Source organism: Botrimarina sp., assembly GCF_040219535.1.
In the GTDB taxonomy this organism is placed as follows: Bacteria; Planctomycetota; Planctomycetia; order Pirellulales; family Lacipirellulaceae; genus Botrimarina.
Genome location: NZ_JAVJSH010000016.1, coordinates 60,216 through 76,735, shown reverse-complemented (window position 1 = coordinate 76,735; position 16,520 = coordinate 60,216). Strand labels below are relative to the sequence as shown.

General features: G+C 71.6%; 9 protein-coding genes. 4 read left to right on the top strand and 5 right to left on the bottom strand.

The annotated features are described in order from the left end of the window. Positions 1–68 precede the first annotated feature (68 nt). From RIC11_RS08270 to RIC11_RS08260, 3 genes are all read right to left on the bottom strand, one after another. Positions 69–3,428: a golvesin C-terminal-like domain-containing protein gene (locus RIC11_RS08270; protein WP_350210179.1), complete on the bottom strand. Its 3,360-nt coding sequence runs from the start codon at positions 3,426–3,428 to the stop codon at positions 69–71. A 117-nt stretch (positions 3,429–3,545) separates the two neighbouring features. Then, the gene (ggt, locus tag RIC11_RS08265; protein WP_350210177.1) at positions 3,546–5,267 is read right to left on the bottom strand and encodes a gamma-glutamyltransferase; all 1,722 of its coding nucleotides are present in this window, start codon (positions 5,265–5,267) and stop codon (positions 3,546–3,548) included. Beyond that, positions 5,257–7,917, bottom strand: coding sequence for a sodium:solute symporter family transporter (locus tag RIC11_RS08260; RefSeq protein ID WP_350210175.1), 2,661 nt, complete (start codon positions 7,915–7,917; stop codon positions 5,257–5,259). Before RIC11_RS08260 ends, ggt begins: the two co-directional genes overlap by 11 nt. 193 nt (positions 7,918–8,110) lie before the next feature. On the opposite strand from RIC11_RS08260, the gene murQ reads away from it, so the two are divergent. Both murQ and RIC11_RS08250 read left to right on the top strand, forming a co-directional pair. Next, positions 8,111–9,202 carry an N-acetylmuramic acid 6-phosphate etherase gene (gene murQ / locus RIC11_RS08255; protein ID WP_350210173.1) on the top strand — a complete coding sequence of 364 codons (1,092 nt, stop codon included), beginning with the start codon at positions 8,111–8,113 and terminating at the stop codon, positions 9,200–9,202. Continuing rightward, entirely contained in the window at positions 9,199–10,209 is a 1,011-nt protein-coding gene (locus RIC11_RS08250) for a BadF/BadG/BcrA/BcrD ATPase family protein (RefSeq protein ID WP_350210171.1), read from the top strand. The genes murQ and RIC11_RS08250 overlap by 4 nt, the downstream gene beginning before the upstream one ends. Here the strand turns inward: RIC11_RS08250 and RIC11_RS08245 are convergent. Then, a complete protein-coding gene (locus RIC11_RS08245) occupies positions 10,199–11,275 on the bottom strand; it encodes an anhydro-N-acetylmuramic acid kinase (protein WP_350210169.1) in 1,077 nt (358 codons plus the stop codon). The two genes, RIC11_RS08250 and RIC11_RS08245, sit on opposite strands and share 11 nt — an antisense overlap. 340 nt (positions 11,276–11,615) lie before the next feature. Here RIC11_RS08245 and RIC11_RS08240 point away from each other — a divergent pair, with 340 nt between their 5' ends. Continuing rightward, positions 11,616–12,860, top strand: a complete 1,245-nt coding sequence (locus tag RIC11_RS08240; protein WP_350210167.1) for an AraC family transcriptional regulator — start codon at positions 11,616–11,618, stop codon at positions 12,858–12,860. Between the two features lie 514 nt (positions 12,861–13,374). Continuing rightward, complete coding sequence (locus RIC11_RS08235) at positions 13,375–14,949, top strand: dockerin type I domain-containing protein (protein ID WP_350210166.1); 1,575 nt, start codon at positions 13,375–13,377, stop codon at positions 14,947–14,949. On the opposite strand, the gene RIC11_RS08230 is transcribed toward RIC11_RS08235, so the two are convergent. Beyond that, complete coding sequence (locus RIC11_RS08230) at positions 14,882–16,438, bottom strand: glycoside hydrolase family 3 protein (RefSeq protein ID WP_350210164.1); 1,557 nt, start codon at positions 16,436–16,438, stop codon at positions 14,882–14,884. The two genes, RIC11_RS08235 and RIC11_RS08230, sit on opposite strands and share 68 nt — an antisense overlap. Positions 16,439–16,520 lie beyond the last annotated feature (82 nt).

Here is a 16,520-nt window from a genome sequence, read left to right as displayed (position 1 = left end):
CAACGCCGTTGTGTCACCCCGCATTATAGCGCAAGGGTGTCTTCGATCGGCGCAACCTTTTACGCAGTTTAGAGCGATTCAAAGACACCCTTTCCGGACTCCTCAGACCAAGAGCCGAGCCCCAGCGAGGCCGGGGGCTCGGCGTTGATCGTGGCCTCGGTTTCGGTCATTTCGCCCGCGGCGCCCTCGGGGGCTTCCGGAGCCGCCGTGTAGAGCAGCAACGCGTCGTCAACCGCGGCGACCGGGGCTGACGCGTCGGCGGGGGTGGGGGCGTCGGGATCGGCGGCGGAGTCGTCGTCGAGCAGCGCGAGCAGGGCGAAGGGGCTCTCGGCGGAAGCGTCGCTCGGCGCCGCCGTGGAGGCTGCTGGCGGCTGGGCCGGCGGCACGGTCAAGCCGTAGGTGTCGCTCCAGATGGCGTAGTCGGCCGCGTCGACCAGGCCGCTGCCGTCGGCGTCGGGGCCGGAGAGCGGCGGCACGATCTGGTCCTTCTGGTCCCGCCACAGCGTGTAGTCGGCCGCGTTGACCAGGCCGTCGCCGTTGTAGTCGCCGGTTACGGGCTCGGGCAGCACCCGCGCGACCAGCCACACCTGGTCGGCGATGGCCAGCGAGTTGCTCGCCCCGGTCGACGCGCCGGCGTCGAGCGTCACGGTGACCGTGCCGCTGACGTTCTCGAACACGCCGATTGACACCGGCACGAGGTCGTTCTGCCGCTGGTCGACAGCGACGGTGCGTGTGTCGCCGCCGACGGTGACCTCCAGCCGCACGCCCGACGCGCGGTTGGCCGCCGCGTCGTACACGACGAACACCTCCAAGTCGCCCTGCCCCGGCGCCTGGCCGGTCCAGGTGGCGGTCTCGTCGCCGCCGATCAGCGCGAAGCGCTGAGTGCCGCCGCCGACGCCGGGGTCGCTCAGCGTGATCCAGCCGCCGCCGGTCTCGGTGTAGGTGGGGGGGCCGTCGTCGTTGTCGAGGATGACGCTGAGGGTTTCGGCCGGGCGGGTGGCGAAGCCGAAGAAGTCGAGCACGCGGGTCATGACGTCGCCGCGGGGCTCCTCGCCGAGGATCGTCTCGAACGGGAAGCCCATCATCACGACCCGCTCGCCGGTCGCCTCGTCGGCGTACTGGACGGCCGCCCCGCCCGCGGCGCCGTAGCTCATCGCCAGGGTCGACCCGGCCGACGGCGAGAGCACGTCCGGGAAGTCGACGTTGTAGAACTCGCCGCCGTCGTCGAACGAGAGGTTCAGCCCCTCGAAGATCGAGCCCTGGACGCCCGTCGCCGCGTACACGCCGGCGTCGTCGGCCACGTAGTCGGCGCGGAGGGTGTTGTTGAAGAAGCCGCGGCCGTTGTTCTGCGCGTCGAGGTCCCACCCGATCTCGGCGCCCGACACGAACAGCTTGCCGCCGCCGGCCAGGTAGGCCGACACGGCGCTTTGCTCCGCGGAGTTGAAGGTGTCGTCCTCGGTCGATTCTTCGCCGAGCATCCAGACGACCGCGTCGTAGTCGGCCAGGTCTACCAGGCCGCTCTGCACCGCGTCGTTGGAGGCCGTGGCGACGCCCGGCGTGGCGCCCGACGCGGCGATCGCCTCGGCGGCTTGCACCGCGTAGTCGAACGAGTTGGCCAGTCGCGGCCGCACCCGGTCGGCCGCGCCGCCCCCGGGGAAGGGCTCCATCGGCACGAGGCCGCGGTCGAGCCGGTCGAAGCCGTTGACGATCAGCACCTTCTCGGGCGAGGCCGAGGGCTTCACGGCGACCACCTCCGACACGGGCGACTCGCCGCCGCCGTTGACCGCCACGACGCGGAAGTAGTAGGTCTCGCCCGCCGCCAGGCCGGTGATCGTGTGCGCGGTGGTCGCCCCGCCCGGCACGAACACGCCGCCGTCGAAGCCGCGGCCGTTCTTCGACGCGTACACCCGGTACCCGTCGGCCGCGCCGCCCGCGAAGCCCGACGCGGCGCCCGGCGTCCAGCGGAGCGTGACCTGCCCCGGCGCGGCGGAGAAGCCGGACAGTGCCTGCACGCGCGGCGGCGCGTCGGCGTCGGGCGTCTGGCCCCCGTCGACCGCGCGGAAGTAGTCGACGACACCCTGGTAGGTCGCCCGCGCGATCGCGTCGCGGACCCGCGGGTCGCGCAGCATCTGGGCGTCTTGCGTGTTGTCGTGGAAGCCGGTCTCGATGATCGTCGCGTCGAACTCGTTGTTGATCCGCTCGTTATTGATCTCGCCGAACTCGATGTCGCTGCGGTCGAGCGTGACGACCGTCCGGTTGAACCAGTTGTGCTCGAACGAGCCGTTCTGCGCGACCAGGTCGTCGTTCACCTGGCGGGCGAGGGTCTCGGCCAGGAGCTGCTGGTTCGGCGTGGCGGCCGACGCGCGGTTGTTGCCGTTCACCAAGCCGAGCACGCCCCGCGCCCCGCCGCCGCCGGCGTTGGAGTGGAAGCTCACGAAGACCCGGTCGGAAAGCGTGCCCACGTTCGACTGGTTCATGAACTCCGCGTACCGCGGCGACAGCGAAACGGTCGCCGTGCGGTCGTCGCTCGAAGTGCGGTACTCGCTCTCCGGCACGCCCACCGAGCGGTCCGCGTGCCACTCGACCCAGTACAGGCCGGCCTCGTTCTCCCGCGGCTGGCCCGACACGCCGCCGCCGCGGCTGATGTCGCCGATCCCGTTGCCGAAGCGGATCATGTCCGCCACGACGACCTTGCCGGCCTCGCTGGAGCGGTTGCTGATCTCGACCGCCCCTCCCGTGCCGGACTCGAAGTGGTAGGTCCCCAGGTACACCAAGCCGTTGCCCACGCGGCTGTGGTCGACGGTCACCTCCGTCGCGCCGCCGGAGTGCCGCACCCGGTAGAGCTGGTCGGTCGCGCGGTTGGTCCCGGCGGGCGACCAGGCGTAGACCGGGTAGTGGCCCGCCTCGGGGAGGTCCGGCCGGTAGGTGGCCACCGCGGTCTCGGTGGGCGAGGTCGTCGCGAAGCGGTACGGCGTCTGGCCGAATTGGCCGAAGTACGTCGAGCCCGAGCCGTCGCCCCAGTTCCCCTCGAACGTCACGCCCGCGTCGGTGTTGTCGAGCACCGCCTCGTTCACCTGGTGGCCGACCGGGCGGAGCGGCACGACCGTCGCGCCGGCGTTCCACAGGTAGTCGGCCAGGTACGTCATTTGGTCCTGGTTCCCCAGGTCCTCGACCATCCCCAGCAGCAGCGGCCGCTGATAACCCCAGCCCCCGCCGTTCTCGGTGTAGCCGTGGCCGCCGTGCAGGTAGACGATCTTGTCAGCCAGCGCGCCGTCGGGCTGCGCGCCCACCCCGAAGAGGCCGTCGGAAGACAGCATCTGCCGCGATTCGAGCGGCTCCACCCGCAGCGACCGCGCGCCCTGCGCGCGTGTTTTACCGTGCCCCATCAGCGAGGCGATGAGCGTTAGCATCACGATTTGCCTGATCATGTTCCGTGGAGCGAGAGAACCGAGCCGATACGGCCCGCTCCCCTCGAGCGAGGTTTCATTCTAGTTGCAGCTTGAATCTCTGACGCCCGATTTGCGTGGGCGTGCTTGGTTACTCCGTTACTCCGCAGCCGCCTTGCCCGGCACGCGCGGGTCGCGGACCGCCGTCAGCCGCGCGTCGGGCAGCCGCTGGACCCCCTGCGACACGCCGCCCGAACCGAGCAGGCCGGCCCTGTGGCCGTAGGCGATCGCCGGCAGCGCCACGCCCGCGGGCATGGCTTTCTCGAACGAGAGCTCATCCGGGCGCCACTGGTGGTGCCAACGCGGCGCGGCGATCGCTTCGCCGAGCGGCATGCCGCCGTCGACCACGCGGATAATCGCCAGCAGCACCTGCGTGATGATCTTCGGCCCGCCCGCCGCGCCGACCGTCAGCAGCGGCTCCCCCTGGGCGTCGAGCACGAGCGTCGGGCTCATGCTCGACAGCGGCCGCTTGCCGGGCTCCACGGCGTTGTTCTCCGCGCCGACCAGGCCAAACGCGTTGGGCACGCCGGGCTCGATCGAGAAGTCGTCCATCTCGTTGTTCAGCACCAGCCCGGTGCCAGGCACGATCACCTTCGAGCCGAAACCGGTGTTCACCGTCGCGGTGATCGCCACCCACCACCCCCGGGCGTCGGCCGCGGCGATGTGCGTGGTGTGGCGGCCGAACAGGTCTTGCCGCCAGCGGGGCGGCTCGCCCTGGGCGGCGACCTCAGTCGCCCGTTCGGGGTCGATCTTCGCCGACAGCTCGTCGATGTAGGCCGGGTCGGTCAGGCCGCGTGGCACGTCGGCGAAGTCCGAGTCCCCCAGCCAGTACGCGCGGTCGGCGAAAGCGAGCTTCATCGCCTCGGTGACCACGTGCACCGCCCGCGGCTGGTCGCGACGCAGCATCCGCCCCAAATCGAACCGCTCGAGCATGCCCAGCATCTGCGCCACGTGCACGCCGCCCGACGACGGCGGCGGGAAGCCAATCACCCTCAGGCCGCGGTAGGTCGACTCGATCGGCTCGCGCCGCAGGGCCTCGTACCGCGCGAAATCGTCGGCCGACAGCAAGCCGCCGTTGGCCGCCATCCACGCGCCGATGCGATCCGCCAGCGGTCCTCGGTAGAACCAATCGGGCCCCTCCTCGGCGATCGCCCGGTAGGTCGCGGCCAGGTCCGGCTGCCGCAGCACGTAGCCCTCCGGGTGCGGCTGGCCGTCGGCGTCCAGCAATTGACCCGCGGAGGCCGGGAACAGCCTCAGCCGCCTCGCCGCGCCCGCCAAGCGGCCCGCGTAGTTGGCGTCGAGCGGGAAGCCTTCACGGGCCGCCTGCTCGCCCGGCGCCAGCAGCCGCGCGAGCGGCAGCTCGCCGGCTAGCTCGTTGGCCATCGCGTACGCGGCCAACGCGCCGGGCGTGCCGACCGCCAGCGGCCCCGTTTGGCTCAGCGAAGTGTCGGCCACCCCGTCGCGCACAAACATCTGCCGGCTGGCGGCGGCCGGCGCGGTTTCGCGGCCGTCGATCGCCAGCAGCTCCCCGTCGGGCGAGCGGATCAGGATCAAGCACCCGCCGCCCAGCCCCGAGTTGTGGTTGTCGACCACGCCGAGTGTCATCGCCGCGCAGACGGCCGCGTCGACCGCGTTGCCGCCGTCGCGGAACACGTCGGCGGCCGCGTCGGTCGCGATCGGCTGCACGGTCGCGACCGCCCACCGCTCGCCGGTCGCCGTGTGATCGCCCGCGGCGTGGTGGTCGGCGCGAGCGTCGCCGGCCAGCGCGACCAGCACCGCCAGGGCGGCGACCCTCAGGACTCGACTCGGCTCACTTCGCATCTTGAGGCTCCTCGACCGCCGCCGCCGCGATCGAACCGATCCGCCCCGCCAAGGCGTTCACGGTCCCTTCGCCGTCGGGGTGCAGCCGGTTGGACAGAAAAACGACAAACAGGTCCAAGCCCGGGTCGACCCAAAAGGCCGTGCCGGTGAACCCACCATGACCAAACGCCCGGTCGGTCATCAACTCGCCCCGGTTGCTCGAAAAACCGCTCAACGAATCCCAGCCCGCCGCCCGCCGAGCGCCCGACACCTCCCGCGCGCGGGTCATCTCCCGGACCGCCGGCGGGCTCAAGACCCGCGTTCCCTCGAGCTCGCCCTCGCCCAGCAGCATGCGGGCGTAGCGGGAAAGGTCCGCCGCGGTGCTGAACAAGCCCGCGTGCCCGGCTACCCCGCCGAGCAGCGCAGCGCGCGGGTCGTGCACGTCGCCGACGAGCATCGCCCCGTCGCGTGGCTCGGTCGCCGCGCTGCGGCTGCGGCGCTCGTCGTCGGGTCGGAACGACGTGTCGCTCATGCCGAGCGGCTCGTAGAGCTCCTCCCGTGCGTAGCGGTCCAGGGGCCGGCCGCTGGCCTGCTCGACGATCCGCCCCAGCAGCTCGAAGTTCACGTCGGAGTAGATGAACTTCGTTCCCGGCGGCGTTTCGGGCTGCAACGCGAACAGCCGCCGCCAGGCCTCCTCCGCGCCGTGCCGGTAGTCCTCCAGCGCGTTGTCGGGCACGTAGCCGGAGTGGTGCGTGAGCAGGCTCTCGATCGTCAGCCGGCCCGCTTCGCTGTCGGCCTCGATCGGCAGGTGCACGCTGAGGCGGTCCCCCAGCCGCAGCCGCCCCCGCTCGAGCAAGTGGAACACGCTCGACGCCGTGGCGATCGGCTTGGTCAGCGACGCCAGGTCGAACACCGTGTCGACGGTCATCGCTTGCCGCTCGGGCTCGACCTGACGGTCCCCGTACGCGCGGAGCCACCCGACCCCGTCGCGGCGGCCGACGGCCACCACGCAGCCGGCGAACTGGCCGTCGGCGCGGGACGCTTCGACCTCACGCTCGATGTTCTCTAGATGCTTGGCGTCCAGGCCCAGCTCCTCCGGCGAGCGCGTCGGCTGCGCGGCGCCGGTCGCCGAGAACGCCGAGAACGCCACCAGCGCCACCAGCGCCGCCGACGCGCCCCGCGCCGAGGGCCGCACGAGAACCGCCGCGATCAGCCCCGCGACGAGCGTCGCAGCCGACGCGATCAGCGCGTTCCACATGCCGTTGATCGCCGCTCCCTCGACGAGCCCTTCCGCTGCCGCGGTGTTCCAAGCAAAAACCGCCACGCCAGCGGCCGCCCCCACCCCGAGCCCCGTCAGCGCGACCCGCGAGCGGCCCCTGCCGGTCACAGTAGCCAGCGCGTAGAGACCCACGAGCATACCGGTCGTGAAACCCGCGATAGCGAGCACCAGGTAGATCACACTCGACTCCACTGCTATCCCCCAAGCGAACAGAGCGACCCCCGCTTGGAGGACCGCGAAAACCACCGTAGCCCACCGCGCGCTCGCCACGACCCGGCGCTGGACGACCTGCTCGTCGTCGCCCGTGGGCCGCGGCAGCAGGTCCTTCACGAGCACGCTGGCCGACGAGTTGAGCGAACTGGAGAGCGTCGACATCGCGGCCGCGATCACGCCGGCGAACAGCACCCCGCGCAGCCCGGTCGGCGCTTCGCGTACGAGGAAGGCGGCGAACGCCTGGTCGCCCGAGAGGCCCTCGGCGAAGCCGGTCGCCGCGTGGACCGCCGCCAGCCCGACGCCGATCAACAAGAAGAGCAGGAACTGCGCCGACACCACCAGCCCGCTGAGCCCCAGCGCCAGGGCGGCGCTGCGTTGCGAGCGAGCGCACAGGTAGCGCTGGACCATCAGCTGGTCGACGCCGTGGGTCGCGAGCGACAGGAACGCGCCGCCGACCAGGCCGGACCAGAAGGTGAGCTTCGGGCTGAACACGCCCAATTGCGGGTCGAACCAGCGGAAGCGGCCGGTCTCGGCGCCGAACTCGGCGATCGCCGACGCCCCGCCGGGGCACGCCTGCACGATCAGCCAAACCGCCACCAGCGCGCCGGTCGTGTACACGCAGAGCTGGACCGCGTCGTTCCAAACGATCGAAGCCACGCCCCCTAGCGCAGCGTAGATCGTGGTCGCCACGGTCAGCACCAGCACGCTCTGCGGCAGCGGCAACCCCAGCGCCTGCTGCAGCGCCAGCGCCGTGAGGAACAGCCGCAAGCCATCGGCGAGCGTGCGGCAGAGCAAGAACAGCACCGACGCCGCGCGGCGGGTCGACACGCCGAAGCGGCGCTCGAGGACCTCGTACGCGGTGAACACCTCGCCGCGGAAATAACCCGGCAGCAGCCAAGCGATCACCACCAAGCGGCCGATCACGTACCCGAACGTGACCTGCAAGAACGTCATGTCCCCGCCATCGACGAACGACTGCCCGGGCAGGCTCAAGAAGGTGACGGTGCTCGTTTCGGTGGCCACGATCGACAACAGCAGCAAGGGCCACGCGACGTTGCGGGAACCCAGCAGGTAGTCGGTCTCCGACCGAGAAGCCGGCCGCCAAGAACCCCAGACGACCGTGAGGACAAGGTAAACCGTGAGGATCGCAAGGTCCGTCGGCGGCAGCGGACTCTCCATGCAGCTAGGCGCCGGGGATCGGGGAACTAAGCGGTTGATGGCGAGAATAACAGCCGCCCGACGACCATCCTGCGTACTCAGCGCATCCGTATCACGAAAGTGCGCACCGGAGGGAACACCCTGCCCCGTCGATCGGTAACATGCGGGAGTGAAAAATACATCCGACGCCGCCGAGCCGTCCGCGCCCCCGACCGTGCCCGCCCCGATTAGCCCGTCCGGCGCCGACGCGGTCGTGTTGGGCGACCAGGCCGAGTGCAGCGGCGCCCCGACCCGCTCCGCCCAGCACGGCAGCCACGCGCAACCCGGCGGCGGCCCGAACGGCGCCTCGAGCGGCGTTCCAAACAACGGGAGAACGCCGGCTCGCTCGATGCCGGGACCGCATATGCCGCGTGTCATGCTCGACCACCTGACCACCGAGGCCCGCAACCCGGCCTCCGAGGGGCTCGAATCGCTGTCGACGGTCCAGATCGTCCAGGTGATGAACGCCGAGGACCGCAAGGTGGCCGAAGCGGTCGGCCGCCAGACCGAGGCCATCGCCCGCGTTGTCGACGAAGCCGCCGACCGCCTCAGCCGCGGCGGGCGGATCGTGTACCAGGGCGCCGGCACGTCGGGGCGGCTGGGCGTGCTCGACGCGGCCGAGTGCCCCCCGACGTTCAACACCGAGTCTTGGCAGGTCGTGGGGCTGATCGCCGGCGGCCGCGACGCCCTGACCACCGCCATCGAAGGCGCCGAGGACAACCCCGAGCTCGGCGCCCAGGACCTGCGTGACATCGACCTCGGCAAGCACGACTTGTTGGTCGGCATCGCCACCAGCGGCCGCACGCCGTACGTGGTCGGCGGCCTCCGCTACGCTCGCCAAGTGGGCGCCTACACGGTCGCGCTGAGCTGCAACGCCGACGCCGAGATCAGCGGCCTCGCCGACACGGCCATCACGCCGGTCGTCGGCCCCGAAGTGCTCAGCGGGTCGACCCGCTTGAAGGCCGGCACCGCCACCAAGCTGGTGCTCAACATGATCACCACCGGCGCGATGGTGCGCCTCGGCAAGACCTTCGGCAACCTGATGATCGACCTGCGGCCGACCAACTCCAAGCTGTGGTCGCGGGCGGTGCGGATCGTCGGTCAAGCCACGGGCATCGAGCCCGACGCGGCGAGCGACCTGCTCGACCGCTGCGACGGCGAGGTCAAGGTGGCGATCGTCGCCTGCCTGACCGAGTCCGCCCCCGACGAGGCCCGCCGCCGCCTGGCCGCCGCCGGTGGCCTCGTGGCCAGCGCCGTGAACCGGTGAGCGAGCCGCAACCCGACCCATCGGCCGCCGGCGACCCGTCGACCCGCGTGCCGGCGGCCCGCGTGCCGGCGGCCCGCGTATTGGGCGTCGATGGCGGCGGCACCAAGACCGTCGCCAGGCTGCTCGAAGTCGGGCCCGACGGCCGCCTGTGCGTGCTCGGATCGGCCGCCGCCGCGGCGAGCAACCCGAATAGCGTCGGCTGGGACTCGGCGATCGCGGCGGTCGTTCAGGCGTGCCGCGGGGCGAGCGGCGATTCTTCACCGGCCGACGCGGCCGTGGCGGCGATCGCCGGCTGCGCGGCCGAGCCGGCCCGCTCGCGTATGGCCGACCTGCTCTCCAGCGCCGGACTGGCCCGCCGCTGCGAGGCGGTCGCCGACGCGGCGCCGCTGCTGGCCGCCGCGCCGACGGGCCAGCCCGCGATCGCCCTGATCAGCGGGACCGGCTCGTCGGCTTTGGCCCGCTCCGCCAACGGCGCCGACACGCTCCTCGGCGGCTGGGGCTACCTGGTCGGCGACGACGGCAGCGGCCTCGGCTTGGGCCGGGCCGCGTTCCGCTGGGCGGCCCAGCAGATCGACGCGGCCCGGGCCGATGAGCCCCCCTGCGACCCCCTCTGCCAAGCCGTGCTGGCCTACGCCGGCGCCGCCGACGCGGGCGGCCTGAAGGGTTCGCTGTACTCGGCGCCGAGCCCCCGCTCGTGGCTCGCCGGCCTCGCGCCGGTGGTGATCCGGCTGGCCGAGGCAGGCGACCGGTCGGCGTCGTCGGTCGTCGACGAGGGGGCCGACGCCCTGGCGGATTTGGTCCTCACCGCCGCGGGCCGGGTTGCCGAGCCGGACCAGCCGCGGCCCCGTGTGCTGCTCGCCGGGGGTCTGCTAGAGCGCTCGGCGTACTACCGGCGGCTCGTGGCCGCGCGTTTGGAGCGGTGCGGCTGGACCGCCGGCCGGTTGACCCTCGCGCCGGACGCGGCGACCGGCTGTGGCTTGCTCGCCGTGCGGCTGCTCAGCAGGTGATGGTCCCCCCGCAAGCGGGCCGGCGGCAGCCGGTCGTTTCGGGCACGGTGATCGGCAGCTCGCGTAGCCGCCGGACCGCGAGCCAAGCGAAGCACTCGGCCTCGAGCGTCTCGGAGCTGAGCTGCCGGTCCTCGACGCGGTGGACCTCGTCGAAGTGGTTGGCGAGCATCGACATGATGACCGGGTGCTTCACGCCGCCGCCGGTGACCCACAGGGTCTTGGGCTTTTGCGGCAAGCGCTTGACCGCGTCGGCCACCGCCCTGACGGTGACCGCGCACAGGGTGGCGGCTCCGTCCTCGACCGACAGCGACGACACGTCGACGTGGTCGAAGTCGAAGCGGTCGGCCGCCTTGGGCAGCGGCCGCGCGAAGAACGGCGCCGAGAGCGCCTCGCGGACCTGCTCTTCGCGGACCTCGCCGGCGAGGGCCAGGCGGCCGTCCTCGTCGTGGGACAGGCCGGCCATCTCTTGGGCCCACTCGTCGAGCAGGCCACAGCCCGGCCCGGTGTCGCCGGCGATCAACGCGTCGCCCTCGCCGAGCCAGGTCACGTTGGCCACTCCGCCGAGGTTCAGCACCGCGACCGGCAACGGCTCCGACGCGAACAACGCGCGGTGGAACATCGCCGCCAGCGGCGCCCCCTGGCCGCCCAGCGCGATGTCGTTGCGGCGGAAGTCGGAAACGACCGCCGCGCCGGTCGCGTCGGCCAGCCGCCAGGGGTTGCCGATCTGGAAGGTGAGGCCCTCGTCGGGGATGTGGCGAACGGTGTGGCCGTGGAAGCCGATCGCCTCGACCCGGCCGACGTCCTTCTGGTGCTGCTCGACGAGCTTGTTCACCGTTTGGGCGTGGATGTCGGTGATGTGCTGCTCTAGCCGCAGCAGGTCGCTCAGCGGCACGTCGTGCTGCGAGGCCTCGAGTAAGCGGTCCCGGGTGTCGTCGTCGTAGGGCTCGGTCAGCCCGCCGATGACCTTGATCCGGGTCTCGCCATCGGTCCGCAGCAGCGCGGCGTCGACCCCGTCGGCCGAGGTGCCGCTCATCAGGCCCACGGCGGTGTACATCTTCAGGGACACGGAGCACTCCTGCGGCGGAGAAGCGGCTTCAGCCGAAGAATCGGCGCTATCACACCCGGGCTGGGGCGGACGGCCCCCCGGCAGGGGTAAATACTGGCGCCAATTGCTTTCGGTTCGTTCGCTCGGCAATTACAACAGAATGGGATGCCAAAGCGCTATTTTGCGCAGGATCCGCCCTTTCCTGCTACGATCAGGGTACGGCGCTTCCTGCGGTTTCGGTAGCCCGGCGGAAACAGGCGACGCAAACGAGAGCTTCCACAACGCGTATTGACCCCTCTCGGACGGGGCGGCTGCCAGCGATTGGCTGCCCAGCTCGGTCCGCAAACCGGAGTCTGTCAGCTTGATCCGCGAATCGGCTCACCCGCCCTCCCCCGAGAATGTTACCCCACCGGTCCAGACCCCGCCCGAGGCGCTCAAGCAGATCGCCGTGCTGGTCGAAACCGACTCCAGCGCCGGCTGCCGCCTGATCCGGGGGATCTCCAACTACGCGGACCGTCACGGCCGCTGGCACCTGCTGCTGGACCCGCGCGACCACGAGCACCGCTCCGCGTTGCCCGACGGCTGGCAGGGCCACGGCATCATCGCGCGGATCACCTCGCAGAAGCAACTCGAGAAGCTCCGCGCACGCCGGCTGCCGCTGGTCAACGTCGACGACGTGGTCGGCCCCGAGGAGGGCCTCGCGTCGGTCATCACCGACGAGCGCGAGCTCGCCGAGATGGCCATGTCGCACTTCCTCGACCGCGGCTTCCGCCGCTTCGGCTACTTCGCCCCCCCCAGCACCGACTACTCCAAACGCCGCGGCGAGGCCTTCGCCGAGCGGGTCGAAGAGGCCGACTACGAGTGCCACCTGTTCAAGCCGGGCTACCGCCCGGGGCGCCGGCTGAGCTGGGCCGAGCGCCTGCGCCGCGTGGAGCGCTGGATCCGCTCGCTGCCCCGCCCGATCGGCGTGCTGGCGGTCGACGCGAGCCGCGCCCGACAGCTCGCCGAGATCTGCCACCTGACCGGCATCCGCGTGCCCGACGACATCGCGGTGCTCGCGGGCAGCCTCGACGAGCTGCTCTGCGACGTGTCGACCCCGCCGCTGTCGAGCATCAACGTGGCCAGCGAGCGCATCGGCCACGAGGCGGCCGCGTTGCTCAACTCGATGATGCACGAAGACCCCACCCAGACGCCCACCATCGAGGTCCCGCCGCGCGGCGTGCGGAGCCGGCAATCGACCGACCTGTTGTCGATCGACGAGCAAGACGTCGTCGACGCGCTCCGCTTCATCCGCAACAACGCGCACCACGGCATCAGCGTGCTGGACATCCTCCGCGAGGTGCCGATCTCGCGCCGCAGCCTCGAGATCCAGTTCCAGCGGTACCTGGGCCGCTCGCCCGCGCGCGAGATCCGCCGCGTGCAGCTCGAGAAGAGCCGCGAGCTGCTGGGGCACAGCGAGCTGTCCATCACCGAGGTGGCGATCGCTTGCGGCTTCTCCAACGCCACGCGGTTCGGCGTCGCGTTCAAGCGCGACACCGGCAAGACCCCCCAGGCGTTCCGCCGCGACCTGCTGGCCGGCCACCGGCCCACCACGATCGGCGTGTAGCGGCCGCGCTCGATGCGGCGCCGCAGCAGAATGGCCACCGAACACGGCAAGCCGCCGCTTTGGCGTTACGTTACGCGACACCGTCGGAAACGCGCGCGTAACGCTAAAAGCGTCCAATTGGGCAGTCAAACCCAGGCGTAGCAACGACTTGCGTATCCGTTACACCGCGCTGCTTAGCCTGGCCCCTGTAACGAAACCCCCAGGCGGCGACAAACCCGTCGATTGTCGCCGGCCGGGCCCGCGCGAATCCCGAATTGGCCACCCTCCCAGAGCGCGGCGGGCGTCGGCCCCCGGAGCGCCCCAATCGGCCAGCGCCTACCCGTCGCAACCGCTGGCCGTTCCGGACGGCAGCAGCGAAGTTGCGAACCCGGCCGCCGCGAGGCCACGTGGCAGAACCGCCCCCATCGGGCCCAGGAACTCGGCATCGATCGAGAAGCGGAGCGGTAAGTAGAATCGTGGGATGCGCAGAGCCAGCCATCGAACGCCTTTCCGAATCGCCCTAGCCGCGGCCGCGATGCTCTCGGTGGGCGGGGCGCCGCCGGCGGGCGCCGCTCCGATCGCGCAGAGTCATCAGTTCTGGCTTCCCAATGGGGCCCTGAACGATCAGTTCGGCGAGTCCGTTGCGATCGCCGACGGGCTGATCGCGGTGGGCGCGTGGCTGCTGGATCTGCCAGGCGGGTACCCGGGCGCCGGTGGAGTCTTTGTCTACGACGCGGCGACCGGCGCGCTCGTGAGCGAAGCCTACCGAGAGCCGCGACGCGCCAATCAACGAATCGGGTGGGCGATCTCTCTCGCCGATGGCGTGCTTGTCGCGGGCGCGCCGTTGGACAACGCGAACTACACCGTTGCTGGTTCGGCGTATCTCTACGACGCGCGAACCGGCGAGCAGCTCAGGCAACTCCGCCCACAGCCTCACACGGACGTCTACTACCGGCCAGCGGGAGGGACGGTCGACGAGACTTTCGGCTTGACCGTGGCGACTGGCGAGGGCTTGGCGGTGGTCGGCGCCCCCGGTTACTTCGGACCGGATACCGTGACCCAGACCGGCGCCGCTTATGTCTTCGATGTCTCGACCGGCGATCAACTGCGCGTGCTGAGAGCCAACGACGGCCGCGACGACGACGGGTTTGGCGGATCGGCTATCGCCATCGACGACGGGCTGATTGTCGTCGGGGCGATGGAGCACGTCGCCGATGGGATCCGCTCCGGCGCGGCTTACGTGTTCGACGCGGCGACCGGGCGCCAGGTGAGCAAGCTCACGCCCGACGACGCCGCCGCCGGCACGGACTTCGGGGTGAGCGTCGCGATCAGCGGGAACACCGTGGTGGTCGGAGCGCCGCTCGACGACGAGAACGGCTTCCGCGCCGGCGCAGCGTACGTGTTCGACGCGTTGACCGGCAGGCAGGTCCGGAAGCTCAACCCCTCGAGCGTCAACTCGAACGACAGGTTCGGCTTCTCCGTGGCCACCGACGGCGACCGGGTCGCGGTCGGAGCGCCCTTCCACGACGTGGACGGCGTGTGGGGTGGCGCCACCTACCTCTTCGAAGCGGGTTCTTGGAACGAGCTCGGCTTCGTCACGCCGAGCGACCGCGCCTTCGGTGATCTGGACACTCAGTTCGGGTGGTCGGTCGGCATCGAAGGCGACCTGGTCGTCAGCGGCGCACCCCACGGGAATTCGCCTCTGTCGGACGCGGGACAAGCCTACCTCCACGCCATCGACGTGGCCCCCGGCGACTACAACGGCGACGGGCGGATCGACGCGGGCGACCTCGCTGTCTGGACGAGCGACTACGGGCTGAGCGACTCGGTTGGCCGCCGCGGGATCCTCAGCGCCGACGGCAATCACGACGGCGGGGTCGACGCGGCGGACTATACCGTGTGGAGGGACCGGCTCGCGGGCGTGGGCGCGCCGACGCCCGAGCCGGACGCCGCAACGCTCCTCGCGGCCGCCGCCGTCGGCTGCCGACGCCGGAGGACGGGGCGACCGCCGCTTTGGGTCAGCCTGCCGCGCGCTGGGTCACTCACGCATCGCGCGGCGCCAGCGCGCTCGCTAGCGCGCGTTGGCTCACGAGCTCGTCGCTGTAGGTGACCACGCAGCGCAGGCGGTCGGGGAAGTCGGCCAGCACGGTGGGGCTGCCGAGGCTGGCGATGATCGGGTCGGGCACGTCGGCCACGACACGCTCCACAAAGCCGCGCTGCTTGTCGTCCAGGCCGAAGGCTTGCCACGCGGCCGGCTTCACCACCAGGGCGAGCAGCGCCTCGTCGGCCGACTTGAGAGCCGCCAGCGCCGCTTCGAACTCCGCGGGGTCGCTCTGGGCGGTCAGCTCGAACGTGCGAGCGTCGGGCAGCCTCCCCTGCACCTCGGCCAGCAGCGGCGCGACCGGCGCGTCGGTCGGCAGGCGCTGGCCTCGCAGCAGCGCGATGGCCGGGGCGGGCGACGTGAGCCGGGGGGGCTCGGTGTCGGCGGGCAGCCGCCAGCGGATCGCCGACGTGGCGACCCGGTCGGCCAGCTCCGCGGCGCGCGACTCGTAGGCTTGCGGGTCGGGCGCTTCGCCGGGGTGGGCGGCCAGCACGCCGGTCTTCAACCGCCAGACGCGCTGGAACGCCTCGTCGACGAGCCGCTCTTCGAGGTCGCCCGCTTCCACCGCGCGGACCACCTCGTCGAGCACGCGGTTGGGGTCGGCCACGTCGAGCTGCAGGTCGACGCCCGCGCGGATCGCGGCCACGACCGCTTGGCCCTCGCTGTCGAAGCGGTCGCGGACGCCGGCCATCAGCAGGCTGTCGCTGCAGACCACGCCGGTGAAGCCCATCTGTTCGCGGAGCAGCCCGCGGAGGATCGGCGCCGAGACCGTGGCCGGTGCGCCGGTGGGGTCGAGCGCGGGGTAGGCCACGTGGGCGGTCATGATCATCGGCACGCCGGCGGCGATCGCCGCGCGGAACGGCGGGAGCTCGACCGCTCCGAGCTCGTCGAGCGTCTTGTCGACGACCGGCAGCGTGGCGTGGGAGTCTTGCTGCGTGTCGCCGTGGCCGGGGAAGTGCTTCGCGCACGAGACCGACCCGGCCGCCGCCGCGCCGCGCACGAACGCCCGCACGAGCGGCTCGGTGTCGGCGGGCGAGTCGGCGTACGCGCGGGTGGCGATGATCGGGTTGGTGGGGTTGGAGTTGACGTCGGCCACCGGCGAGAGGTTGCCGTGCACGCCGGCCCCGGCGGCCTGGCGGGCGGTCAGCTCGGCCATCACGGCGACGGCCTCCTCGGCCAGCTCGCCACAGCCGCGGAAGGCGGCCGCGTGCGGGAAGCGCGTGAGCCCGCGCACCTGCTGCCCCGCGCCGCGCTCCAGGTCGGCCACCACGAGCAGCGGCCAGCGGCTGGCGTGTTGCAGGCGCTGGAGCGTGCCGCCGACGTCGGGCCACACGCCGTTGAAGAGGATCAGCCCGCCGATCGGGCAGTGGCGGACGATCTCGGCGACGCGCAGCTCGTCGTCGGTGGCCGACTTGGTGGGCGGCAGGTTCGAGCCGATCCGCACGCTCAGCAGCTGGGCGACTTTGTCGGCGAGCGACTTCGGGGGTGGGTTGGGCATGCCCGACATATTGGCTCAGCGGGGCGGCCGCTGCTAGCCGGCCGTCCCCCGTTGCGGCCCGCGCCACCCGGGAGCTCGGTTG